Raw genomic sequence first — 23101 nt, forward strand, 5'->3', positions numbered from 1 at the left:
TCGGCCTTTGGCACCCATGTGTCCCATGGACGGCCCTCTGACAGCTGAGTGAGTCGGTGACGGGGACCTTCAGCCAGCCAATCGGAAGCACGGGAAGAGATGTCGGCACCGAACAAGTCGTACGACCCTGTAGAGGTCGAGGCCCTGAAACCGGAAGAGATCGAGCGCATGCGGGACGAGGCGCTCGCCGCCTTCGCCGCCGCGGACTCCCTCGACGCGCTCCAGGAGGCCAAGGTCGCCCACACCGGCGGCGCCTCCCCGCTGGCCCTCGCCAACCGCGAGATCGGCGCCCTGCCCCCGCACGCCAAGGCCGCCGCCGGCAAGCTCGTCGGCCAGGCCCGGGGCGCGGTGAGCAAGGCCCTCGCCGGCCGTCAGGCCGAGCTGGAGGCCGAGCGCGACCAGCGCGTGCTGGTCGAGGAGGCGGTGGACGTCACGCTGCCGTACGACCGCGTACCGGCCGGCGCCCGCCACCCGCTCACCACGCTCTCCGAGCGCATCGAGGACGTCTTCGTGGCCATGGGCTACGAGGTCGCCGAGGGCCCGCAGGTCGAGGCCGAGTGGTTCAACTTCGACGCGCTCAACATCGGCCCGGACCACCCGGCCCGCGGCGAGCAGGACACCTTCTTCGTCGAGGGCCCCCAGGGCGGCACCGAGTCCGGTGTCGTGCTGCGCACCCACACCTCGCCCGTGCAGATCCGCTCGCTGCTCAGCCGTGAGCTGCCGGTGTACGTGATCTGCCCCGGTGTCGTCTACCGCACCGACGAGCTGGACGCCACGCACACCCCCGTCTTCCGCCAGGTCGAGCTGCTGGCCGTCGACGAGGGCCTGACCATGGCCGACCTCAAGGGCACCATGGACCACATGGTCCAGGCCCTGTTCGGCGAGGGCATGAAGACCCGGCTGCGCCCGAACTTCTTCCCCTTCACCGAGCCGTCCGCCGAGATGGACATGGTGTGCTACGTCTGCCGCGGCGAGTCCGTCGGCAACCCCGACCGCCCCTGCCGTACCTGCTCCTCCGAGGGCTGGATCGAGCTGGGCGGCTGCGGGATGGTCAACCCCAAGGTGCTGACCGCCTGTGGCGTGGACCCGCAGAAGTACAGCGGCTTCGCCTTCGGGTTCGGCATCGAGCGGATGCTGATGTTCCGCCACAACGTCGAGGACATGCGAGACATGGTCGAGGGTGACGTCCGGTTCACCCGGCCGTTCGGGATGGAGATCTGATGCGGGTCCCGCTTTCTTGGCTGCGGGAGTACGTCGACCTGCCGGCGACCGAAACCGGCCGTGACGTCCAGGCCAAGCTCGTTTCCGCGGGCCTCGAGGTCGAGACCGTCGAGCACCTCGGCGCCGACCTCAAGGGCCCCCTGGTCGTCGGCCAGGTGCTGACCATCGAGGAGCTGGAGGGCTTCAAGAAGCCGATCCGCTTCTGCACGGTGAACGTCGGGCAGGCCAACGGCACCGGTGAGCCGCAGGAGATCGTCTGCGGCGCCCGGAACTTCCAGGTCGGCGACAAGGTCGTCGTCGTTCTGCCCGGGGCGACGCTGCCCGGCGGCTTCTCGATCTCCGCCCGCAAGACGTACGGCAAGACCTCCCACGGGATGATCTGCTCCGGCGACGAGCTGGGCATGGGCGACGACGGCAGCCACGGCATCATCGTGCTGCCGCCGGAGACCGAGGTCGGCAAGGACGCCATCGAGCTCCTGGAGCTGGTCGACGAGGTCCTGGACATCGCCGTCACCGCCAACCGCGGCGACTGCCTGTCCATCCGCGGCGTGGCCCGCGAGACCGCCATCGCCTACGGCATCCCGCTGCGCGACCCGGCCCTGCTCGACGTCCCGGGCCCGAACGCCTTCGGCTACCCGGTCCGGGTCTCCGACCCGTTCGGCTGCGACCGCTTCACCGCGCGCACCGTCACCGGTCTGAGCCCCGAGGCCCGCTCCCCGCTCTGGCTCCAGCGCCGGCTGCAGAAGGTCGGCATGCGCCCGATCTCGCTCGCCGTCGACGTCACCAACTACGTGATGATGGAGCTCGGCCAGCCGCTGCACGCCTACGACCGCTCGCTGGTCCAGGGCACCATCGGCGTGCGCCGGGCCGAGGAGGGCGAGAAGATCGTCACCCTCGACGGCGTCGAGCGGAAGCTGCACGCCGAGGACCTGGTCATCACGGACGAGCGCGGTCCGATCGGCCTCGCCGGAGTCATGGGCGGCGCCAACACCGAGATCGCCGACCACTCCGAGGCTCAGGGCACCACGGACGTCGTGATCGAGGCCGCCCACTTCAACGCGGTCTCCATCGCGCGCACGGCCCGCCGCCACAAGCTGTCCTCCGAGGCGTCCCGGCGCTTCGAGCGCGGTGTCGACCCGCAGGCCGCCGCCGCTGCCGCGCAGCGCACGGTCGACCTGCTGGTGCTGCTCGCGGGCGGCACCGCCGAGGCCGGTGTCACCGAGGTCACCGCCCCGTCGGCCCCGCACACCATCAGCGTCCCCGCGGACCACCCCGACAAGGTCGCGGGTGTCTCCTACGGCCGCGAGACGGTCGTACGGCGTCTTCAGGAAGTCGGCTGCGACGTGTACGGGCAGGACGAGCTGATCGTCACCGTGCCGTCCTGGCGACCCGACCTGCAGGAGATCAACGACCTGGCCGAAGAGGTCATCCGTCTTGAGGGCTACGAGAACCTGCCCTCCACGCTGCCCAGGCCGCCGGCCGGGCGGGGCCTGACCCACCGCCAGCGGCTGCACCGCCGGGCGGGCCGGGTGCTGGCCGGTGCCGGGTACGTCGAGGCGCCGAACTACCCCTTCGTCTCCGAGCAGGTCTTCGACCAGCTGGGCCTGGAGGCCGACGACCCGGCCCGCCGTGTCGTGAGGCTGACCAATCCGCTGAACGACGAGGAGCCCGCGCTGCGTACGTCGCTGCTGCCGGGGCTGCTCGGCGCGCTGCGGCGCAACGACGGACGCGGTTCGCACGATCTGGCGCTGTTCGAGACCGGGCTGGTCTTCCTGCCGCGCTCGGAGCAGCGGGTCGCCGCGGTGCTGCCGGTGGACCGGCGTCCCACGGACGCGGAGATCGCCGAGCTGGACGCCGCCCTGCCCGAGCAGCCGCGACACGTGGCCGCGGTGCTCGCCGGTGCCCGGGAGCAGGCCGGCTGGTGGGGCAGGGGCCGCCCGGCCGACTGGGCCGACGCGGTCGAGGCCGGTCGCCTGGTCGCGCGTGAGGCCGGGGTCGAACTGGTCGTCCGCGGTGGTCAGTACGGGCCGTGGCACCCGGGGCGGTGCGCCGAGTTCGTCGTCGGGGACACCGTGGTGGGGCACGCCGGTGAGCTGCACCCGCGGGTCGTGAAGGCGTTCGGGCTGCCCGCCCGTACCTGTGCGATGGAGCTCGACCTGGATGCCCTGGAAGCGGCCGGCGACGACACCCCGCAGGCGCCGGGCATCTCCACGTTCCCGGTGGCCACGCAGGATGTCGCCCTGGTCGTCGACAGGTTCGTGCCGCACTCCGAGGTCGAGGCCGCGCTGCGTGCGGGTGCCGGTGAACTCCTCGAGGCCATCCGGCTGTTCGACGTGTACGAGAACGAGGAGCAGCTGGGCGACGGCAAGAAGTCGCTGGCCTACGCGCTGCGGTTCCGCGCGGCGGACCGGACGCTGACCGTGGACGAGGCGTCCGCGGCTCGGGACGCGGCGATCGCCCTCGCGGGTGAGCGTACGGGGGCCGTGCTGCGCGGCTGAGCGTGCGGGACCCGCGGTCACCTCACTCGATAGGGTGAGATCCCCCAGCGATCCGGCCCATGTGGCCCATACGGCCGACAGAATCGGACCGGCCTCTCGAGGTCGGTCCGATTGCGTGTGCAGGGCCTGTTTGGGGGGCCATCGGCATGATGTGCGTCAAGGCTGCGGTCCCCCGGGCGGGGTCGCTGCGCCGTGTGCTCTCGACGGGGCTGCCCACCATGTGGGGTGCCGTCGCGATCACCTACAAGCTGACCCGCCCGCTCGCCCAGCAGAACGCCCTGGGCGCCCGGGTCGTCACCACCGCCGTGTTCTTCGCGGTCGGCACTGGGCTGATCGTCCACGCCCGGCGCGCCCTGCTGCGGGAGCTCCGGCAGGCCCGCCAGGTCGCGAGCGCCGCCCAGCGCGTGCTCCTGCGGTCCTTGCCCCCGCGCATCGACGGGCTCACCGTGGCCGCCGCCCAGATGTCCGCCGACCGGGGCGCCACCATCGGCGGCGACCTGTACGAGGCGGTCGCCACGGAACACGGCGTCCGGGTCGTCATGGGGGATGTCCGCGGTCACGGCCTCGCCGCCATCGGTACGGCCGCCGCCGTCCTCGGCAGCTTCCGCGAGGCCGTCCATGACGAGCCCGAACTCGGGGGAGTGCTGCGCAGACTCGACCGTGCGCTCGCCCGGCACCTGCGCGAGCGCGAGCGCGCCGAACGGGACGGCACGGCCGCCGAGGACTTCGTCACCGTACTGCTGCTGGAGATCGGTGCGGACGGCCGGCTGCGCAGCCTGAACTGCGGTCATCCGTGGCCGTACCGGCTCGGTGGCTCAGGGGTCGAGCCGCTGTCCTGCGCCGACCCGATGCCTCCCCTCGGCCCGTTCCCGCTGCCCGACGACTTGTCGGGGCTGCAGTGCGACCGTCTGCTCCCGGGCGAGACCCTGGTCCTGCACACGGACGGCGCCGAGGACGCCAGGGACGCTCATGGCCGGTTCTTCCCCCTGCCCGACGTCCTGCGAGAGGCCGTGGAGGTCCCACCCGAGGCGGTAGTGGGCAGGGTCTTCACGGCGTTGCTGGACCACACGGGCGGCACGCCCAAGGATGACGTCGCCCTACTGGCAGTTCGGAACGACCGTCAGCACCCTCACCCTTCCCGGTCAGGTCCACGGCCGGGCCACCGCACTGTACGAGGGGGAGCCGGCGGCCCGGCCGTCCTCTTGCGAGGCATTTCAGTCAACCGGCTGGAAACTCTCCGCAACAGTGCGCGCACGCTGCGGATTCGGGCACTCCGATCACACCCCGTGTGAAGGCGTACCCACTAATCTGACGGCACCGAGCCACCCGGGGGGCATGGATGCAGCCCAACACTCTGCTCGACGCGATCCTCGACGAAGCCGGGATCTCGCACGCGGGGCTTGCCGCGCACGTGAATCAGGCGGGGAGGGCGCGCGGCCTCGCGCTCAGGTACGAACACACCGCCGTGGCACGGTGGTTGAAGGGGCAGCGCCCGCGCGGCCAGGTGCCCGACCTGATCTGCGAGGTGCTCGCGGGCCGGCTCCGACGCCCCGTCACCCTCGACGACATCGGCCTCGGCGTGCCCGGCGAACCGTCCGCCCCGCACGGCACCTCCCTGTCCGGCTTCGTCGAGCGGGCCACCGCCCTGTGGCGCTCCGACGAACAGCAACGCCCGCACATCCTGGGCGCCCCGGCGGTCACCGGCACGCCCGCCGTCATGCCCGTGTGGGAGTGGGAGAACCCGCCCGAGGACGTCGACGTCTCGCGCGGCGGCCGGCACCGGGTCACCCACGCCGACATCGAGATGCTCCGCGCGGCACGCACCCACTACGAGCAGATGTACCGCAAGGCCGGCGGGGTGGCGACCCGGAGCCGGATCGTCGGCTTCCTCAACGCCGAGGCCGCCCCGCTGCTGCGCGGCAGCTACACCGACGAGACGGGCCGCCAACTGCACCGCGCCACCGGCGGACTGGTCGCCGTCGCCGGCATCTGCGCCTACGACTCCGACGCCCACGGTCTCGCCCAGCGCTACTTCCACCAGGCCCTCAGGCTCGCCAAGGCCAGCGGCGACCGCGGACTCGGCGCGTACGTCATCGCGCTGCTGGTCAACCAGGCCCTGTTCATGCGGGAGTACCGCCAGGCCGTCGCCTTCGCCGAGGCCGCGCTGCGGGCCGCCGGCAAGCACATCACCCCGGCGCTTGCCTGCGACCTCTACGCGATGCAGGCCAAGGCGTACGCCCACCTCGGCGACGGCACGACCGCGCTCTCCTGCATCCGGCGGGCCGAGCAGGCCGCCGAACGCATCCGGCGCGGATACGAGCCCGACGAGACCGGCTATGTCCAGCCGGGCCTCGTCAACGTCCAGGTGGCGGAGGCGCTCCTCAGCCTCGGCGAGCTCGCGGCAGCGGCCGCGCACGCGGCGGCCGCCGTCGACAACCCGGCCCACGACCGGGGCCGGGTGCACCGGCTCGCCATGCTCAGCACGATCGAGCTGCGCCAGGGCAACGCCGACAAGGCGGTGGCCACGGCCGTACAGATGGCGGAACAAGCGCGCGGAATGGAGTCCCAGCGGCTGCGCGACAGACTCAGAGCGGTGCGCGAACACCTCGTCCGCAGCGGCTGCGCGGGCACGGCCGCGGCAGCCGAACTGATCGACGGCGCACTGCGCGTGCCCCTGTAGGCCGGCACACGGACGCCGACACCCCACAGTCCCTGCTGCGATATTGCCACTTACTCGACGGAAGGTGGCAGAACCGTGCAGTGGACGAAACAGAACGAACGAACTGTGTATGAAAACCGCTGGTTCCGCGTCAATCTCGCCGATGTCGAGCTGCCGGACGGCCGGCATCTCGACCACTTCCTGATACGGCTGCGGCCGGTCGCCGTCGCCACGGTGGTGAACGAGGCCAACGAGGTCCTGCTGCTGTGGCGCCACCGCTTCATCACCGACAGCTGGGGCTGGGAGCTCGCCGCGGGGGTGGTCGAGGACGGCGAGGACATCGCCGTCGCGGCCGCCAGGGAACTCGAGGAAGAGACCGGCTGGCGGCCGGGGCCGCTCCAGCACCTCATGAGTGTGGAGCCCTCCAACGGGCTCACCGACGCCCGGCACCACATCTACTGGGCCGACGAGGGCGAGTACGTCGGGCACCCCGTGGACGACTTCGAGTCCGACCGCCGGGAATGGGTCCCCCTCAAGCTCGTTCCCGACATGGTCGTCCGCGGGGAGGTCCCGGCCGCCAACATGGCGGCCGCGTTACTCCTGTTGCACCAACTGAGGCTCGGTCAGGACAGCTTGCCCTGATCCCCCACCGATGTCCCGGAGCCTCAGCGGCCGAGGGCCTGCCAGATCGCCACGACGAGCGCGCCCACGGCGGTGATCGCCGCGACTGCGGGAAGCGGCCAGCGGGCGTGCTCCAGGGCGATGATCCGGGCGCTCAGATCGTCGATCTCCTTGTCCGTCTCCTCCGTACGGTGACTGAGCAGAGCCAGTCCCCCCTCGACGCGTGCGTACGCGACATCGAGGCGGCGTCGTAACTCTGCGAGTTCTCCATGGATCACGGGATGCTCCGGTTCGGCGGTCACAGGTCCGCTCCTTTCCGTAGTCGTCACATCCCTTGCATGCGCATGAAGAGTCAACTCGCCTGGTGAGCGCGTGGGGAGAGTGTGCGACAGGCATATGCGGGCCCGCCGCGCACACGGTGTGTGAATGACGCGGGCCCGGCACTCGAAGGAGTGCCGGGCCCGCGTTCGTAGCACTGTGTCATCAGCACCCTGGAACGGACAGGGTGCGGGTCAGCCGTAGGTGTAGAAGCCCGAGCCGGACTTCCGGCCCAGCCGGCCCGCGTCGACCATGCGCTGGAGCAGCGGGGGAGCGGCGTACAGCGGTTCCTTGTACTCCTCGTACATCGAGTACGCGACCGAGGCGACGGTGTCCAGGCCGATCAGGTCGGACAGCTTCAGCGGGCCCATCGGGTGGGCGCAGCCCAGCTCCATGCCGTTGTCGATGTCCTCGCGGCTGGCGATGCCCGACTCGAACATCCGGATTGCGGACAGGAGATACGGGATCAGCAGCGCGTTGACCACGAAGCCGGAGCGGTCCTGGGCGCGGATCGCGTGCTTGCCGAGCAGCTTCTCGGCGAACTGCTGCGCGCGGGCCAGGGTGCCCTCGGAGGTGGTGAGCGCCGGGATCAGCTCGACGAGCTTCTGCACCGGGGCCGGGTTGAAGAAGTGGATGCCGACGACCTGGTCGGGCCGCGAGGTGGCGACCGCGAGGCGCACCAGCGGGATCGAGGAGGTGTTGGAGGCCAGGATCGCGTCGGGGCGGGTCACCACCTGGTCGAGCACCTGGAAGATCTCGGTCTTCACCTGCTCGTTCTCCACGACGGCCTCGATGACCAGATCGCGGTCCGCGAACTCGCCGAGGTCGGTGGTGAAGCTCAGCCGGGCCTGCGTCGCCGCCAGCTCCTCCTCGGTGATCTTGCCGCGCTCGGCGGCCTTCGTCAGGGAGTTGAACAGCCGGGTACGGCCGATCTCCAGGGCCTCGCCGGTGGTCTCGGCGACCCTCACGTCCAGACCGGCGCGGGCGCACACCTCGGCGATGCCCGCCCCCATCTGGCCGCAGCCCACCACTCCTACGCGCGCGATGTCTCCGGCCGGGAAGTCCGTCACTTCGTCCCTTTCGCTGATCTTCACCTGGGGGCAGGCCGGCCGTGGCCGGATCCTGCTCCGTTCGAGCACGTTACTCCCAAGTATCGATGATCGATCGTCTGGGTCCGCCATCGTTCGGGCATTCTGGGCGCGGAAACGATCCGTGACCGAGCGGATCCATGGTGTTGGGGGAGTGTGCACATGGGACGTCTGTCACGCCGGGCCTTCGCGCTGGCCGCGCTGTCCACCCTGACGACGGCCTCGGGAGCGGCCGCCGCGCCGGGCCGCCCGAGGCGACGGGCGGCGACCGGGATGCGGGGAGTGTGGCTCGCCACCGTGTCCAACCGGGACTGGCCGTCGAGGCCGGGGCTGAGTGCCGCCCAGCAGCGCGCGGAGCTGATCGCCCACCTCGACCGGGCGGCGGCGGACCGGTTGAACGCGGTGATGTTCCAGGTACGGCCCACCGCCGACGCCCTGTGGCCCTCACCGTACGAGCCCTGGTCGCAGTACCTCACGGGGACGCAGGGCGTGAACCCCGGCTGGGACCCGCTCGGCACCGCCGTCGCCGAGGCGCACCGGCGGGGCCTGCAACTGCACGCCTGGTTCAACCCGTACCGCATCGCCAACCACGCCGACCCGACGCGGCTGGTCGCCTCGCACCCCGCGCGCGTCCACCCCGACTGGGTGGTGCCGTACGGCGGGAAGCTCTACTACAACCCGGGGCTGCCGGAGGTCCGTGCCTTCGTCCAGGACGCGATCCTCGACGCGGTGCGCAAGTACCCGGTGGCCGCGGTCCACTTCGACGACTACTTCTACCCGTACCCGGTGGCCGGCCAGACCTTCGACGACGACGCGGCCTACGACGCGTACGGCGGCGCCTTCTCCAACAGGGCCGACTGGCGGCGGGACAACATCGACAAGCTGGTCCTGGAGACCGCGGCCCGTATCAAGCGGATCCGGCCCACCGCACAGTTCGGCATCAGCCCCTTCGGGGTGTGGCGCAACGCGGCCACCGACCCGCTCGGCTCGGACACGCGCGCGGGTGTGCAGTCGTACGACGACAACTTCGCGGACACCCGCAAGTGGGTGCGGGAGGGCTGGATCGACTACCTCGTGCCGCAGCTCTACTGGAACATCGGCTTCGCGGCGGCCGACTACGCCGCACTCGTGCCCTGGTGGGCGCAGCAGGCGCGCGGCAGCAGAACCAGGCTGTACCTCGGTGAGGCGCTCTACAAGGCGGGGGATCCGGCGCAGCCCGCGGCCTGGCAGGACCCCGCGGAGCTGTCCCGGCACCTCACGCTCGCGCGCCAGTACCCACAGGTGCGCGGGCATGTCTTCTTCGCCGCCAAGGAGGTCACCGCCGACCGTATCGGGGCGATGGCGCGGGTGGTCGCCGACCACTACCAGGGGCCGGCGGCGCCCCCGCGCCGGGTCACCGGCCCATCTGCTGGAACCGGTGCCTGATCTCGGTGTCGGGCCCGGGTGAGCACACGCCCTCGTGCCCGTCCTCGAAGCGGACGCGGTACGGGGGATTGCCCTCCCGGCCCATCACCTCGACGATCTCGCCGACCTTGTCCTGCTGTCCGACCACCCTGCCGTGCTGGACAAGCTGGTCGCCCACGGTTGCACGCATCGTCTGGAGCCTCCTCATCACCAAGTGCGGGAGCAGCGGTCCGTGGCCCGATTTTACGGCTCGGGGGCCCGGTTGGACCGGCGCGTGCGCGCCGTCAGCCCCGCGCCCGCTGGGTGACGGCGATGCACACGAGCACCGCCGCGGCCGTCAGCGGGGCGGCCACCGTCAGGTGCTCGCCGAGCAGCAGCACCGACCACACCAGTGTGAGCAGGGGCTGGGCCAACTGCAACTGGCTGGCCCTGGGGATCCCGATCGCCGCCATGCCCCGGTACCAGACGACCAGGCCGAGGAACTGCGAGCCCGCCGCCACCCACAGCAGCCCGGCGACGCTGTGCGCGGTGAGGTGCACGGGCTCGTACGACAGCGCGAGAGCCGCCGCCGGCACGCCGATCGGCAGGCACAGCACCAGCGCCCAGGCGATGACCTGCCAGCCGGGCATGACCCGGGCCAGCCGGCCGCCCTCGGTGTAGCCGGCCGCGCACACCAGCAGCGCGGCGAAGAGATACAGGTCGGCGGCGGTCAGGGCACCGCCGCTCTGCTGCACGGTGAAGGCGACCACGGCGGCGGCGCCCGCCAGCGCGGCCGTCCAGAAGGTGCGTGAGGGACGGGTGCCCATGCGCAGGGCGGAGAACAGCGCAGTCGTCAGGGGGAGCAGACCCACCACGACCGCCGCGTGCGCGGTGGTGGACGTCTGCAGAGCGAGCGTGGTCAGCAGCGGGAAGCCGACGACGACCCCGGCGGCGACGACCGCGAGCCCGGGCCAGTCACGACGGCTCGGCATCCGCACGCGCAGGGCCAGCAGACAGCCGGCGCCGACGAGTGCCGCGAGGACGCTGCGCACGGCGACGAGGGACCACGGCCCGAAGCCCTCCAGACCCCACGCCGTCGCGGGGAAGGTGAGGGAGAACGCGGCGACCCCGAGAGCGGCCTGGAGGGTGCCGAAGGTCCTGGCGGGGGCGCGAACCGCTATCACGGTCGATGCAATAGCGCTACTCTGTACTCTCATGCACGAGCGTAGCAGCGTCACCGAACTGGCGGAACAGCTGCGGCGGGAGCTGAACCGCTACTCTCCAGGTGGAAAGCTCCCGTCGAGCCGAGCTCTCGTCGACCGGTTCCGGGTCAGCCCGGTGACCGTCTCCCGGGCCCTCGCCCAGCTCGCCGCCGAGGGCCTGGTGGTCACCCGCCCCGGCGCCGGCGCCTTCCGCGCGCAGCCGCGCACCACCGCCACCGCGGCCGGGGACACCTCCTGGCAGGAGGTCGCGCTGAGCGCCGACGGCGCCGCCGACCTCGTACCGCGCTCGGTGGACGCGTCCGGTGTCCTGGTCTCGCTGGCGGCCCCGCCGCCCGGGGTGGTCGAGTTCAACGGCGGCTATCTGCACCCCACTCTCCAGCCGGAGCGCGCGATGTCCGCGGCCCTGGCCCGTGCGGGCCGCCGCCCGGGGGCCTGGGGGCGGCCGCCGACGGAGGGGCTGCCGGAGCTGCGCGAGTGGTTCGCGCGGCACATCGGCGGGGCGGTCACGGCCGCGGAGGTGCTGATCGCCGCGGGTGGACAGTCGGCGCTCACGACCGCGCTGCGCGCACTGGCCCCGCCCGGCGCGCCCGTACTCGTCGAGTCGCCCACCTACCCCGGCATGCTGGCGATCGCGCGCTCGGCGGGCCTTCGCCCCGTCCCCGTCCCGGTGGACCCGGACGGGGTGAAGCCGGGCCTGCTCGCCGACGCGTTCCGGGCGACCGGCGCCCGGGTGTTCGTGTGCCAGCCGTTGTTCCAGAACCCGACCGGGGCGGTGCTGGCCCCCGACCGCCGGGGCGAGGTGCTGCGGATCGCCCGCGAGGCCGGTGCGTTCGTCGTCGAGGACGACTTCGTACGACGGCTCGTGCACGAGGACGCGGGCCCCTTGCCGCGTCCGCTCGCCGCCGAGGACCCCGACGGAGTCGTCGTCCATGTGAGCTCGCTGACCAAGGCGACCTCGCCGAGCTTCCGGGTGAGCGCGCTCGCCGCACGCGGCCCGGTGCTGGAGCGCCTGCGCGCGATCCAGATCGTCGACACCTTCTTCGTCCCCCGCCCCCTCCAGGAGGCGGCTCTGGAACTCGTCGGATCGCCGGCCTGGCCCCGCCATCTGCGCACGATCTCGGCGGAGTTGAAGATGCGCCGGGACACCATGACCACCGCCCTCCGCCTCGACCTCCCCGAACTCGCCCTCCCGCACATCCCGTCGGGCGGCTACCACCTCTGGCTCCGCCTCCCGGACGGTACGGACGAGACCGCCCTGACCGCCGCGGCCCTCCGCGCGGGCGTCGCGATCACCCCTGGCCGCCCGTACTTCAGCGCCGAACCCCCCGCCGGTCACGTCCGGTTGAGCTTCGCGGCGGTGGCGGGAGCGGGGGAGATCGCGGAAGGGGTACGACGGCTCCGTACGGCCTGTGACGAGGTGCTCTAGCCGCGCGGCACCGGCGCGACCCCGCACAGGAACTCGGCGGTGGCGAAGAGCTCTGGCGTCAGGCGTATGCCGGTGAGGCGGTGGGCGAGGGCGAAGGAGGCCCCGGTCAGGGTCGAGTAGTACGCGTCGTGATCGCCGTCCTCCTCGCGCTCGGTCAGGTCGAAGCCCGACTCCCGCATCTCGGTGAGGAGTTCGTCGGGGTGGCTGCCGTAACGCTCGTCGGCGAAGAGGGGCTGGAAATGCAGGCGCAGATCGCCGTCCTCGTACCAGCAGAAGCGGTCCACGGCGTTGACGTTGAGGAAGTGGGATACCACTCTGCGGTCGCGCGAGAGGGGCAGCATGGCCTGGTCGGTGATGCCCAGGTAGCCGTTGAACTCCACCATCAGCGTCCAGTGGCCGATCGCCGTCGCCCCGACGAATCGCCGGGAGGGAGCGCGGGCCTCGTGCGACGGTCCGCTCATTCCGAGCACGCCGATGATCCGGCTCCGTCCGTCGGCCCCCAGCTGCTCCAGCAGCTCCTCGGGCGTGATGTCCCGGACCAGCGTGACGCAGTACGCCTCCAGCAGAAGCGCGTATCGCTCCTTCAGCCACCCGTAGTCGGTGGCGGTCGTCATCCCCGTCATGCTCCGCAGCATCGCACCCGGCACTGACAACGCCTCTCGGGAAAAGAGTTCGACGGCGACGGCCGGGGCCTGCGAATCTCCCGGCATGAACGACACCCCGCCCCTCGCCGAGGGCTACGAGATCTCCACCGACCCCGACCGGATCGACGCCGGGCGAGTGCACCACTGGCTGTCGACCGACGCGTACTGGGCGATGGGGCGGCCCCGGGAGAAGCAGGACCGGGCGATCGCCGGGTCGCTCAACTTCGGGGTGTACGCGGTGGAATCAGGGGATCAGGTGGCCTATGCGCGAGTTATCACCGATCTGGCCACGTTCGCCTGGCTGTGTGATGTGTACGTCGACCGGTCGGTGCGGGGCGAGGGGATCGGCACGGCGTTGGTCGGGGCCGTGTGCGAGCACCTGCGGCCCTACGGCCTCCGGCGCATTCTGCTCGCCACCCACGACGCCCACGGGGTGTACGAGAAGCTGGGGTTCGCGCCGCTCGCCGAGCCCGATCGGTGGATGGCGCTGGTCCCCGGGCAGTGAGCCCCGGGGCACCCTCGGTAACTCCCCGGTAACACCTCTTGACCTGCGCACTTTCGCGGCTCACGATCGCCGCATGCAACTTCGGGTCACGTTCGTCGCCGCCGCGCGCAGTTCCTCGCTGCTTGCCGAGCGGTTCGAGGACGACCGTCCGCTCGACCAGGCCGGCTGGGACGAGGTGCTGGGTGTGGCGCGCGAGCTGCTGCCCCTCGCGGCGGCCGAGCTGCGGTACTGCTCGCCGACGCCCCGCAGCCGCGCCACCGGGGACGCCCTCGGCTACTCCCCTCTGGTCCAGCTCGCCCTGCGCGACTGTGACATGGGGCGCTGGCGCGGGCTGACCCTCGGCGAGGCGATGGCCCGCGAGCCGGAGTCCGTGGACGCCTGGCTCGCCGACCCGCGGGCGACCCCGCACGGCGGCGAGTCACTGCTGACCTTCATCTCGCGGGTGGGGGAGTGGCTCGACACCAGGCCGGCCGAGGACGGCGGCCGGATCGTCGCCGTCGCGGAACCCGCCGTGATCCGGGCCGCGCTGGTGTACGCGCTGAAGGCCCCGCCGTCGACCTACTGGAACATCGACGTACGCCCCCTGTCGGCGACCACCGTGACCGGCAGGTCAGGCCGCTGGAACCTACGTTTCGAGGGGGTCCCGACGCAGCCTGTGCGGGCGTAGAGCCTGTCTCTACCTGCCCTGCGGGTGCGGACGCCGACGATCCCCTCGTGGTGCTGGTCGGTGGCGTGGTGCCGGTCGGCGAGGTGGGCAGCCACCGCCCGGTCCGGGGCGTCGCCGTCGAGGCCCTCGCACCTCGCTCGGCGAGTTCTCGACGCTCCGCGCACCGCGGACGACCGGCCCTGCCGCGAGCGAGGGTCTGGCACCGAGTCGCCTCACGCCAAAGGCCCGTACAACCAAGGGACTTGAAGCCGCCTGGTTTCAACCTGTGCACGTTTCTGGCCGCGAATATTGCGAGAAGTGTTGACGCTGATCACCGGAACTCTATTATCCAGTTCGCTCGACACTTCGACCAGCATTCGATATGTCGAACACTCAAGGCCGCACCACGCCGCCGGGCAGCCCCGACGGGCCCACCGGAGGCGCTTGCTCAAGGATGACGAGGTCCTTATGCGTAGACGTACTTTCAGCCGCAGACGCCCCTCCGCGGTGTTCGCCGCCGTGGTCGCGGCCCTGGCCGCGTTGGCGGCGCTGCTCGTCGCCGGCCCGGCTCAGGCGGCCACCACCAGCGCCGTGCGCGGTGTTGATTCCGGCAAGTGTCTCGATGTGTCGGGCTTCAGTCAGACCGACGGCGCGAACGTGCAGATCTGGGACTGCCACGGTGGAATCAACCAGCAGTGGACGTTGACGGACAGCGCCCAGCTGACCGTGTACGGCAACAAGTGCCTGGATGCCCGGAACGGCGGCACCACGGCCGGGACCCCGGTGCAGATCTGGACGTGCACCGGCACTGAGAACCAGCAGTGGCGGGTGAACCCCGACGGCACGATCGTCGGCGTGCGGTCCGGGCTGTGCCTGGAGGCCTCGGGCTGGGGCAAGGCCAACGGCACGGAGGTGCGGCTCTGGTCGTGCACCGGCGGCGCCAACCAGAAGTGGACCGGCCTGTCAGGGGCGAGCAACGCGTGTGCTCTTCCGTCGACGTACCGGTGGACCTCGACGGGTCCGCTGGCGGAGCCGGCGAACGGGCAGGTCGCGCTGAAGGACTTCGCCACCACCACGTACAACGGCAAGCACCTGGTCTACGCGACCACCTCCGACGGAGACAAGTGGCACTCGACGGGGTTCAGTCCCTTCACGAACTGGTCGGACATGGGGGCGGCCACCCAGAACAAGACGAACCGGGACGCGGTGGCGCCCGAACTGTTCTACCTCTCGACCAAGAACATCTGGGTGCTGGTGTACCAGTGGCCGTCGTTCGTCTACAGCACGTCCAGCGACCCCACCAACCCCAACGGCTGGTCCGACCCGCAGCCGCTGTTCACCGGCAGCCTCCCCCCGAACCCCGATCCCGAGAAGCACGACGCCCCGCTCGACGCGACCATGATCGCCGACAACCAGAACATGTACCTGTTCTTCGCCGGTGACAACGGCAAGATCTACCGGGCGAGCATGCCGCTCGCGAACTTCCCCAGCAGCTTCGGCTCCTCGTACACGACGGTCATGAGCGACACCGAGGACAACCTGTTCGAGGCGCCGGAGGTCTACAAGGTCCAGGGCCGGGACCAGTACCTCATGATCGTTGAGGCGAAGGGTACGAACCGCTACTTCCGCTCGTTCACCGCCTCCAGCCTGAACGGTCCGTGGACCGTCCAGGCCGGCAGCGAGAGCAGCCCCTTCGCGGGCCAGGTCAACAGCGGTTCCACCTGGGCCCGGGGCGTCAGCCACGGTGACCTGATCCGCAACAACCCCGACCAGACCATGACCATCGATCCCTGCAACCTGCAGTTCCTCTACCAGGGCCTCAAGGACTTCCCGGCGAACACCCCCTACCCGGCCCTGCCGTACCGGCCGGCCCTGCTCACCCTGCAGCGCTGAGCTGCCTTGAGGTCCAGATGAAGATGGCGGCAAGGTGGAGTGCGGCCTGGTATGCGATGGCGAGCTTGTCCGTCCGCATTGCGAGGCCGCGCCACTGCTTGAGTCGGGCAAGCGCGACCGCAGGGCGGGTTCTTGGCCTGCCGAGTCCGCTCCGCGGCCCGCGGTGACGTGGAGGGACGGAGGTCGTGCCCGGCTGTCACCGGCCAGGTGGACCTTCGTGTTCAAGCCACCGCGGGAGCGTCCGAGTGCGTGGTTCTCGGGCTCGGACCGGCCGGGCGCCCCCTTTTCCTGGCTCGGCGTCCGCCGCTGCCAGGACCGCCGCGAGGACCCGTTCCCAAGTGCCCTTTATTGCCCACCTGATCAGGCGTTTGCGGGCGGGGTCCGGCGGTGGTTGGCCCACCCTCGTCCACTGTCGGATCGGCCGGCGTCAGCGGCTCGATCCGGTTCCACATCGCATCGGTGATCACTGATCGGACCCGTCAAAGAGACACGCCCCAGGGGGACTCGCCGACGGTTTCGTGCGGGTGGCTGCCCGCGGTCTCACACGCGGCGGGTCGTCGGCCGTCTCGGGCCGGCGGCTGTCAGCCGTTCCCTGTCTCCGGGCGCCGGGCGCCGGGCGCCGGGCGCCGGGCGTCGCCGGTCGGCTCGGCTGCGTCGTCCGCCTCCGTCGCCTCGCGTGTGTAGTCGGTCGTCAGGACCAGGTCCTTCGCCGGGCCGCCGACCCGCCACACCGTGCGCCAGTGGTCCGCGTCCAGGACGGTGAACTCGCCGCGGTAGAGGTCCGCCGCGCAGGGGTGGTCGGCGACATGGTGGCCGGACGTCAGGTCGAGGTCGTGGAAGGGGCGCCCGTCGGAGAACTGGACGTGTGCCGTGCCCGGTGCCTCGCCCGGAAGGAAGCGGAGGGTCCGTTCCGCGGGGCGTGGGACGCCCTGCCAGACGAAGACGCCCGACTCCTCGGACAGCAGCCCGCCGCCCTCCAGTCGGCCGAAAACGGTTGTACCGGAGAACCGCCCCTCGCCCCCGCTCGCCAGATCCCGCACGGTTCGCTCGGTCCGCCAGCTCCCGGCCAGGAATCCCAGCACATCCGTCACTGGCCAGAACCCGCCCATCCGCCCCGCCCCTCCGATCCCTTCCGACACTTTCGAAGCCGCGCGACCTGTTGACGCTCAGGATCACTCTCCCTATCTTGCCGTTCGAAGTGCTGATCATCGTTTGATATTTCGAACGTCACCTTCGACAGAGAGCCGCGGAGCATCCATGTCACGCACCCGCTGGAGACTCGGTCTCAGCGCCACCGCCTTCCTGGTGGCCGCCGGTCTGGTCCCCGCCCCCGCCCATGCCGAGGACGTCACCGACTACGCGATCACCGTCGACCCGGCCGCCAAGGGCGCGAAGATCGACGACACGATGTACGGCGTCTTCTTCGAGGACATCAACCGGGCCGCCGACGGCGGTCTGTACGCCGAGCTCGTGCAGAACCGGTCCTTCGAGTACTCCACCGCCGACAACTCCTCGTACACCCCGCTGACCTCGTGGACGGTGCAGGGCACCGCCCAGGCGCTGAACGACGGCGGGCGCCTCAACGAGCGCAACCGCACTTACCTCTCCCTGGCCGCCGGCTCGTCCGTCACGAACGCCGGATACAACACCGGCATCCACGTGGACGAGGGCAAGAGGTACGACTTCTCGGTGTGGGCCCGCGCGGACGCCGGTACGACTCTCACGGTCTCCTTGCAGGACGCCGACGGCACGCTCGCCACCGCCCGCAAGGTGGCCGTGACGAAGAGCGGCTGGGCCCAGTACAAAGCCGCCTTCACCGCGACGAGGACCAGCAGCAACGGCCGCCTCACCGTGGCCTCCGCCGCCGCGGCCGCCCTCGACATGGTCTCCCTCTTCCCGCGCGACACCTACCGCGGTGAACCCAACGGGCTGCGCAAGGACCTCGCCGAGAAGGTCGCCGCCCTGCACCCGGGCTTCGTGCGCTTCCCGGGCGGCTGCCTGGTCAACACGGGCTCGATGGAGGACTACAGCGAGACCTCCGGCTACCAGCGCAAGCGCTCGTACCAGTGGAAGGACACCGTCGGCCCGGTCGAGCAGCGCGCCACCAACGCCAACTTCTGGGGCTACAACCAGAGTTACGGCCTCGGCTACTACGAGTACTTCCGCCTCTCCGAGGACATCGGCGCCATGCCGCTGCCCGTCGTCCCCGCCCTGGTGACCGGCTGCGGCCAGAACAAGGCCGTCGTCGACGAGGCACTGCTCAAGCGGCACATCCAGGACACCCTCGACCTCATCGAGTTCGCCAACGGCCCGGCGCGCTCCACGTGGGGGAAGGTGCGGGCGAGGATGGGCCACGCCAAGCCCTTCCACCTCACCCACATCGAGGTCGGCAACGAGGAGAACCTGCCGGAGGAGTTCTTCGCCCGGTTCAAGGAGTTCCGCGCCGCCATCCAGGCGAAGTACCCGGACATCCAGGTGATCTCCAACTCCGGCCCGGACGACTCGGGTTCGACCTTCGACACAGCCTGGCAGCTCAACAAGGACGCCAAGGTCGACATGGTCGACGAGCACTACTACAACAGTCCGGAGTGGTTCCTGCAGAACAACGACCGCTACGACTCCTACGACCGCAACGGCCCGAAGGTCTTCCTCGGCGAGTACGCCTCCCAGGGCAACACCTTCAAGAACGGCCTCACCGAGGCCGCGTTCATGACCGGCCTGGAACGCAACGCCGATGTCGTCAAACTCGCCTCCTACGCCCCGCTGTTCGCCAATGAGGACTACGTCCAGTGGCGCCCGGACCTGATCTGGTTCAACAACCACGCCTCCTGGAACTCCGCCAACTACGAGGTCCAGAAGCTGTTCATGAACAACGTCGGCGACCGCGTGGTGCCCTCCACGGCCACCGGCACGCCCTCGCTGCTCGCCCCGATCACCGGCGCCGTGGGCCTTTCCACGTGGGCGACGACGGCGGCGTACGACGACGTGAAGGTCACCGGCGCCGACGGGAACACCCTGCTCACGGACGACTTCAGCGGCGGTGCCGCGCAGTGGACCCACACCGGCGGCGGCAGCTGGAGCGTCCAGGACGGGCAGTACGTGCAGACGGACGTGAACGCCGAGAACACCATGGTCTCGGCCGGTGACCCGTCCTGGCACGACTACGACCTGAAGGTGAAGGCCACCAAGAAGGCAGGCAAGGAGGGCTTCCTCGTCGCCTTCGGAGTGAAGGACACCGGCAACTACTACTGGTGGAACATCGGCGGCTGGAACAACACCCAGAGCGCCGTCGAACAGGCCGTGGGCGGCGGAAAGTCGACGCTGATCTCCAAGGCCGGATCGGTCGAGACCGGCCGCGCCTACGACATCGACGTCAAGGTGCGCGGCCGCCAGGTGACCCTCTATCTCGACGGGCAGGAGTGGGGCGGCTTCACCGACGACAAGCCGGCCGAGCCGTTCCGCCAGGTCGTCACCAAGGACCAGAAGACCGGTGACCTGATCGTCAAGGTCGTCAACGCCCAGGACGCGGCCGCCCGTACGGCGATCGACCTGGGCCGGGCCAAGGTCGCCTCCAAGGCCCGGGTCACCACCCTGGCGGCCGGCCCCGACGCCGTGAACAGTGAGACGTCGACCGCGGTCGCCCCGGTGACGTCCACCTTCGACGGGGTCGCCGGGAAGTTCTCGTACACCTTCCCGGCGAACTCGGTCACCTTCCTGAGGATCAGGCAGAGGTAGCCGACGGGTCGGCGGGCTGCTGTCCGACGGGCAGCAGCCCCCGCTCGCCGAACACCTTCTTCGCCACGGCCGTGGCGTTGAGGGCCCTGGGGAACCCGCAGTAGCCGGCCGACTGCAGCAGTGCCTCGACGATCTGCTCCGGGGTGAGGCCCACGTTGAGGGCCGTGTTGATGTGCACCTCCAGCTGGGTCTCACAGCCGCCGAGCGCGGTGAGCATGCCCAGCGTGACCAACTGGCGGTCCCGTGGAGCCAGTTGTGGCCGTGAGTAGATCTCGCCGAACCCCCACGCGATGATCTGGTGGCTCATCTCCGGGCTGATGTCGGCGAGCGAGTCGACGACCAGCTGCCCTACCTCGGGGTTGACACTCCCCAGCATCTCCAGACCGCGCGCGAAACGCTCCTCGCGGGTGGTGCTCTCGCTCATGCCGGCTCCCTCCACCCGTACGTCCCCCTCGGCCGCCGTTGGCCGCCGGGTCGTACGGAGTTCACTTCACCGCCATCGGCGGTCGGACAACCAACCGTATGCACCCATGGTCTAAATCGGCGCAGTGACAACGCACGGGGTGAACACCCCGGACGGGGGCCTGAATTGACCAGTCAACAGGGTGTGCGACCGACCGTCCCGCCCGAACCGAAGACAGCGAACGACCTCACGGGGGAGCGGCCGCAGCCCGGACCGGGGCAGGCCGCCCTGCTGGCGGCGGCCATCACCGTTGTCGTGCTCTGCGCGGCCGACGCCGTCGCCCGCAGTTACCCCTTCGGGGCGCGCACCCGGAACGTCAACGACCTGGGCAACCAGTACGTGCCGTTCCACGCGCACCTGTGGGACCTGCTGCACGGGCGGGGCACCGGCGGCCTCCTCGTCAACTGGCAGTCGGGATTCGGCGCCGGCTTCCTGCCCGACCTCGGCACCTATCTCACCAGCCCGTTCGCGCTGCTCGTGGCGGTGTTCCCGCGGGACGAGATCGACCTCGCGGTGTACGTGATCACCGTGCTGAAGATCGCGTGCGCCGGTGCCGCCATGGCCCGGCTGCTGCTGAGGCTGCGGTCCGGGCGCTGGTGGGCGGCGGGCCTGCTGGGCGCGTCCTACGCCCTGTGCGGCTGGACGGTGGCGAGCGCCTCGTACAACCTCATGTGGCTCGACGGGCTGATCGCCCTGCCCCTGCTGTGCCTGGTCGGCGAGTGGGTCCTGAGCGGCCGGCGCCCGCTTCTCGGGGTGCTGGTGGTGACGGCCGCGTGGATCGCCAACTTCTACACGGCCTACATGGCCACGCTCGCCGCCGCTCTGGTGTTCCTGCTCCGGTTGTGGCTGGCCGACCTGCCCCGCCGCCGCAGGCTCACCGCGGCGGGCCGGGCCGCCCTGACCTTCGCCCTTGGCATGGGCCTGGCCGCGCCCCTGGTGACGGTCGTGTACTTCGGCAGCGCGCACGCCTCCGAGGGCCGGTTCACCCGGTTCGCTCCGGTGGGCACGCAGGACCTGCTGGCCCGGCTGCTGCCGACGACGTACAGCTTCGGCTCCCCGGCGCTCTTCGTCGGCACCACGGCCCTGCTGTTGGCTCTGGCCCTGCCCTTCCACCGGGCGGCTCCCCGCCGGGTGCGGGCCGGGTGGACGCTTCTGGTGCTCGTCGTGACCCTGTCGATGCAGTGGGGCCCGACCCATCTGCTCTGGCACGCCTTCGCCGCCCCGCAGGGCAGTTCGTACCGCCAGACCTTCGTGGTGTGCGCCCTGCTGGTGATCGCCGCCTGGCACACCCTCTCCTACGGCCCCCTCGACCGGCGGGCCCTGGCAGCGGCGGCCGGGCTGCTCGCGCTGATCGCGGTCGTCGCGAGCGGCAGCCAACTGGTCCGTTCCTTCGCCTGGCCGGTGTTCGTGAGCGCGGCGGTGGGCGCGGTGCTCGGGCTGGTCCTGCTCGGCCGTGAGCGACCCGTACTGCGCATGGCGCCGGCAGCGCTCGCCGCCGTCCTGCTCGTCGGGACCCAGCTCGGTGAGGCCACCGCCACCTCCGCCGTGGCCACCCGGATGCGGTTCGGGCACATGGACGACTACGCCCCCTGGGGCGACCGGCAGCGGGACCAGGCGAACGCCATCGCCCAGGCCGACGGCTGGCCCCGCTACCGCACCGACCCGGGCCGGGAACACACCGTCGGCAACGACCCGCTGGAGGTCGGCGGGCAGGGCGCCCAGTACTACAGCAGCCACACCTCGGCCGTGCTCAGCAGCACGCTCACCGCCCTCGGCGGCGGCTGGACCTCGGGCGGCCGCAGCCTCCAGAGCCTGGACAACGCGGTCACGGACGTCATCTTCTCGGTGGGCGCCCGGGTGCACTCCCCGCCGGACCCGCACCAGAACTGGTTCCCGCAGGACGGCAGCGGGCAGACCGTGACCCGCGAGGACGTCCCGCCCCTGGTGACGGTACGGCCGTCCGCCGCGACCGGTGCCTTCGGGCCGTCGCCGTACCGCAACCAGGAACTGCTGCTGGGTGCCCGCGTCTACACCCTGCCGCACATCACCGTGCTCAACAGCGCCGGAAAGCGACCGGACCGCAGTACCGACCGGCGCCAGGGCGTGCGGGTGGGGGGAAAGGCGACGCTCACCGCCCGGTGCCGGGCGGGCAGCGAGGTCTACCTCTGGGCGCCGCACTTCGCGGGCACCGCACGGCTCACCGGCCCCTCCGCCCACGGCCTGACGGGACGGTTCCGGGCCGACTGGCGGCCCCTCACCAAGATCGCCGCCATGCAGCGGCTCGGCACGGTCCCGGACTCCGGGCGCCTCACGATCGAGCTGTCCCCGAGCCGGCTGGGTGTCGTGCCGGACCAGGCGGTCGGCTGCCTGGACACCGGCCGCCTGCACTCCGTCGTACGGCAGCTCAAGGCCTCCGGTGCCACGAAGGTGACCGTCTCCGGCTCCGGCGGCACGCTCCGGGCCGAGCTCCCGGCGGCCAGCAAGGGCGTCGCCGTGGTGGCCGCGCCCCGGATCGCCGGCTGGCGCTGCGCCGCCGGTGACGCGGCGGCCGTACCCGCGAAGGAGTACCACGGCCTGGTCGCCGTCCCCCTCGACGGCACCTCGACCCGCGTCACCTGCGTTTTCCATCCACCCGGGCTGCGACTGGGCACGGCGGTCGGGGGCGGTTCGCTCGCGGTTCTCGTCGGGTTCGGTGTGTTCGGAGCCGTGCGCAGGAGAGGGGCGTGAGTATGCATTCGGTTGCATAAACGTGCAGCGAAACGTATAGTCATGCCGTCC

At 71.0% G+C, this 23101-nt stretch carries 19 protein-coding genes and 1 pseudogene; 12 read left to right on the forward strand and 8 right to left on the reverse strand.

Features of this window, described 5'->3' with window-relative positions:
• Positions 1–99: 99 nt before the first annotated feature.
• The 5 genes from pheS (at position 100) to ACGFWE_RS34390 (ending at position 7020) form a co-directional block, all read left to right on the forward strand.
• Positions 100–1221 carry a phenylalanine--tRNA ligase subunit alpha gene (pheS, locus tag ACGFWE_RS34370; protein WP_352390076.1) on the forward strand — a complete coding sequence of 374 codons (1122 nt, stop codon included), beginning with the start codon at positions 100–102 and terminating at the stop codon, positions 1219–1221.
• The gene (gene pheT, locus ACGFWE_RS34375) at positions 1221–3719 is read left to right on the forward strand and encodes a phenylalanine--tRNA ligase subunit beta (RefSeq protein WP_393603982.1); all 2499 of its coding nucleotides are present in this window, start codon (positions 1221–1223) and stop codon (positions 3717–3719) included. Before pheS ends, pheT begins: the two co-directional genes overlap by 1 nt.
• A gap of 146 nt (positions 3720–3865) precedes the next feature.
• The gene (locus ACGFWE_RS34380) at positions 3866–5011 is read left to right on the forward strand and encodes a PP2C family protein-serine/threonine phosphatase (protein WP_393603984.1); all 1146 of its coding nucleotides are present in this window, start codon (positions 3866–3868) and stop codon (positions 5009–5011) included.
• A gap of 47 nt (positions 5012–5058) precedes the next feature.
• Positions 5059–6399, forward strand: coding sequence for a transcriptional regulator (locus ACGFWE_RS34385; protein ID WP_352390073.1), 1341 nt, complete (start codon positions 5059–5061; stop codon positions 6397–6399).
• A gap of 75 nt (positions 6400–6474) precedes the next feature.
• Positions 6475–7020: an NUDIX hydrolase gene (locus ACGFWE_RS34390; RefSeq protein WP_352390072.1), complete on the forward strand. Its 546-nt coding sequence runs from the start codon at positions 6475–6477 to the stop codon at positions 7018–7020.
• A gap of 23 nt (positions 7021–7043) precedes the next feature.
• Here ACGFWE_RS34390 and ACGFWE_RS34395 read toward each other — a convergent pair whose 3' ends face one another.
• Both ACGFWE_RS34395 and ACGFWE_RS34400 read right to left on the reverse strand, forming a co-directional pair.
• Positions 7044–7301, reverse strand: coding sequence for a hypothetical protein (locus ACGFWE_RS34395; protein WP_352390071.1), 258 nt, complete (start codon positions 7299–7301; stop codon positions 7044–7046).
• A gap of 210 nt (positions 7302–7511) precedes the next feature.
• Positions 7512–8387: a 3-hydroxybutyryl-CoA dehydrogenase gene (locus ACGFWE_RS34400; RefSeq protein WP_393603987.1), complete on the reverse strand. Its 876-nt coding sequence runs from the start codon at positions 8385–8387 to the stop codon at positions 7512–7514.
• A gap of 180 nt (positions 8388–8567) precedes the next feature.
• Here ACGFWE_RS34400 and ACGFWE_RS34405 point away from each other — a divergent pair, with 180 nt between their 5' ends.
• Entirely contained in the window at positions 8568–9830 is a 1263-nt protein-coding gene (locus tag ACGFWE_RS34405; RefSeq protein WP_393603989.1) for a glycoside hydrolase family 10 protein, read from the forward strand.
• Here the strand turns inward: ACGFWE_RS34405 and ACGFWE_RS34410 are convergent.
• Together ACGFWE_RS34410 and ACGFWE_RS34415 are read right to left on the reverse strand one after the other, a co-directional pair.
• A complete protein-coding gene (locus ACGFWE_RS34410) occupies positions 9799–9999 on the reverse strand; it encodes a DUF1918 domain-containing protein (RefSeq protein WP_393603991.1) in 201 nt (66 codons plus the stop codon). The genes ACGFWE_RS34405 and ACGFWE_RS34410 overlap by 32 nt on opposite strands.
• A 94-nt stretch (positions 10000–10093) precedes the next feature.
• Entirely contained in the window at positions 10094–11005 is a 912-nt protein-coding gene (locus ACGFWE_RS34415) for a DMT family transporter (protein ID WP_352390067.1), read from the reverse strand.
• On the opposite strand from ACGFWE_RS34415, the gene ACGFWE_RS34420 reads away from it, so the two are divergent.
• Positions 11004–12437 carry a PLP-dependent aminotransferase family protein gene (locus ACGFWE_RS34420; RefSeq protein WP_352390066.1) on the forward strand — a complete coding sequence of 478 codons (1434 nt, stop codon included), beginning with the start codon at positions 11004–11006 and terminating at the stop codon, positions 12435–12437. The genes ACGFWE_RS34415 and ACGFWE_RS34420 overlap by 2 nt on opposite strands.
• On the opposite strand, the gene ACGFWE_RS34425 is transcribed toward ACGFWE_RS34420, so the two are convergent.
• Positions 12434–13060: a DUF6461 domain-containing protein gene (locus tag ACGFWE_RS34425; RefSeq protein ID WP_393603993.1), complete on the reverse strand. Its 627-nt coding sequence runs from the start codon at positions 13058–13060 to the stop codon at positions 12434–12436. The two genes, ACGFWE_RS34420 and ACGFWE_RS34425, sit on opposite strands and share 4 nt — an antisense overlap.
• Positions 13061–13145: 85 nt before the next feature.
• On the opposite strand from ACGFWE_RS34425, the gene ACGFWE_RS34430 reads away from it, so the two are divergent.
• From ACGFWE_RS34430 to ACGFWE_RS34440, 3 genes are all read left to right on the forward strand, one after another.
• Positions 13146–13586: a GNAT family N-acetyltransferase gene (locus tag ACGFWE_RS34430; protein ID WP_393603995.1), complete on the forward strand. Its 441-nt coding sequence runs from the start codon at positions 13146–13148 to the stop codon at positions 13584–13586.
• 73 nt (positions 13587–13659) lie between these two features.
• Positions 13660–14253, forward strand: coding sequence for a histidine phosphatase family protein (locus ACGFWE_RS34435; RefSeq protein ID WP_352390063.1), 594 nt, complete (start codon positions 13660–13662; stop codon positions 14251–14253).
• A gap of 447 nt (positions 14254–14700) precedes the next feature.
• Positions 14701–16125 (forward strand): non-reducing end alpha-L-arabinofuranosidase family hydrolase, encoded by a 1425-nt coding sequence (locus ACGFWE_RS34440; protein WP_393603997.1) that lies wholly within the window; start codon positions 14701–14703, stop codon positions 16123–16125.
• Here the strand turns inward: ACGFWE_RS34440 and ACGFWE_RS34445 are convergent.
• Both ACGFWE_RS34445 and ACGFWE_RS34450 read right to left on the reverse strand, forming a co-directional pair.
• Positions 16109–16577: pseudogene (locus ACGFWE_RS34445) on the reverse strand (hypothetical protein). The gene ACGFWE_RS34440 and the pseudogene ACGFWE_RS34445 sit on opposite strands and share 17 nt — an antisense overlap.
• A gap of 129 nt (positions 16578–16706) precedes the next feature.
• Entirely contained in the window at positions 16707–17234 is a 528-nt protein-coding gene (locus ACGFWE_RS34450; protein ID WP_393603999.1) for a DUF6314 family protein, read from the reverse strand.
• Between the two features lie 148 nt (positions 17235–17382).
• Here ACGFWE_RS34450 and ACGFWE_RS34455 point away from each other — a divergent pair, with 148 nt between their 5' ends.
• Positions 17383–19860 (forward strand): alpha-L-arabinofuranosidase C-terminal domain-containing protein, encoded by a 2478-nt coding sequence (locus tag ACGFWE_RS34455; RefSeq protein ID WP_393604000.1) that lies wholly within the window; start codon positions 17383–17385, stop codon positions 19858–19860.
• Here the strand turns inward: ACGFWE_RS34455 and ACGFWE_RS34460 are convergent.
• Positions 19847–20284, reverse strand: a complete 438-nt coding sequence (locus ACGFWE_RS34460) for a carboxymuconolactone decarboxylase family protein (protein ID WP_352390060.1) — start codon at positions 20282–20284, stop codon at positions 19847–19849. The two genes, ACGFWE_RS34455 and ACGFWE_RS34460, sit on opposite strands and share 14 nt — an antisense overlap.
• Positions 20285–20467: 183 nt before the next feature.
• Here ACGFWE_RS34460 and ACGFWE_RS34465 point away from each other — a divergent pair, with 183 nt between their 5' ends.
• The gene (locus ACGFWE_RS34465) at positions 20468–23050 is read left to right on the forward strand and encodes a YfhO family protein (protein ID WP_393604002.1); all 2583 of its coding nucleotides are present in this window, start codon (positions 20468–20470) and stop codon (positions 23048–23050) included.
• Positions 23051–23101 lie beyond the last annotated feature (51 nt).

This window comes from Streptomyces sp. NPDC048523, assembly GCF_043199815.1.
Taxonomy (GTDB): domain Bacteria; phylum Actinomycetota; class Actinomycetes; order Streptomycetales; family Streptomycetaceae; genus Streptomyces.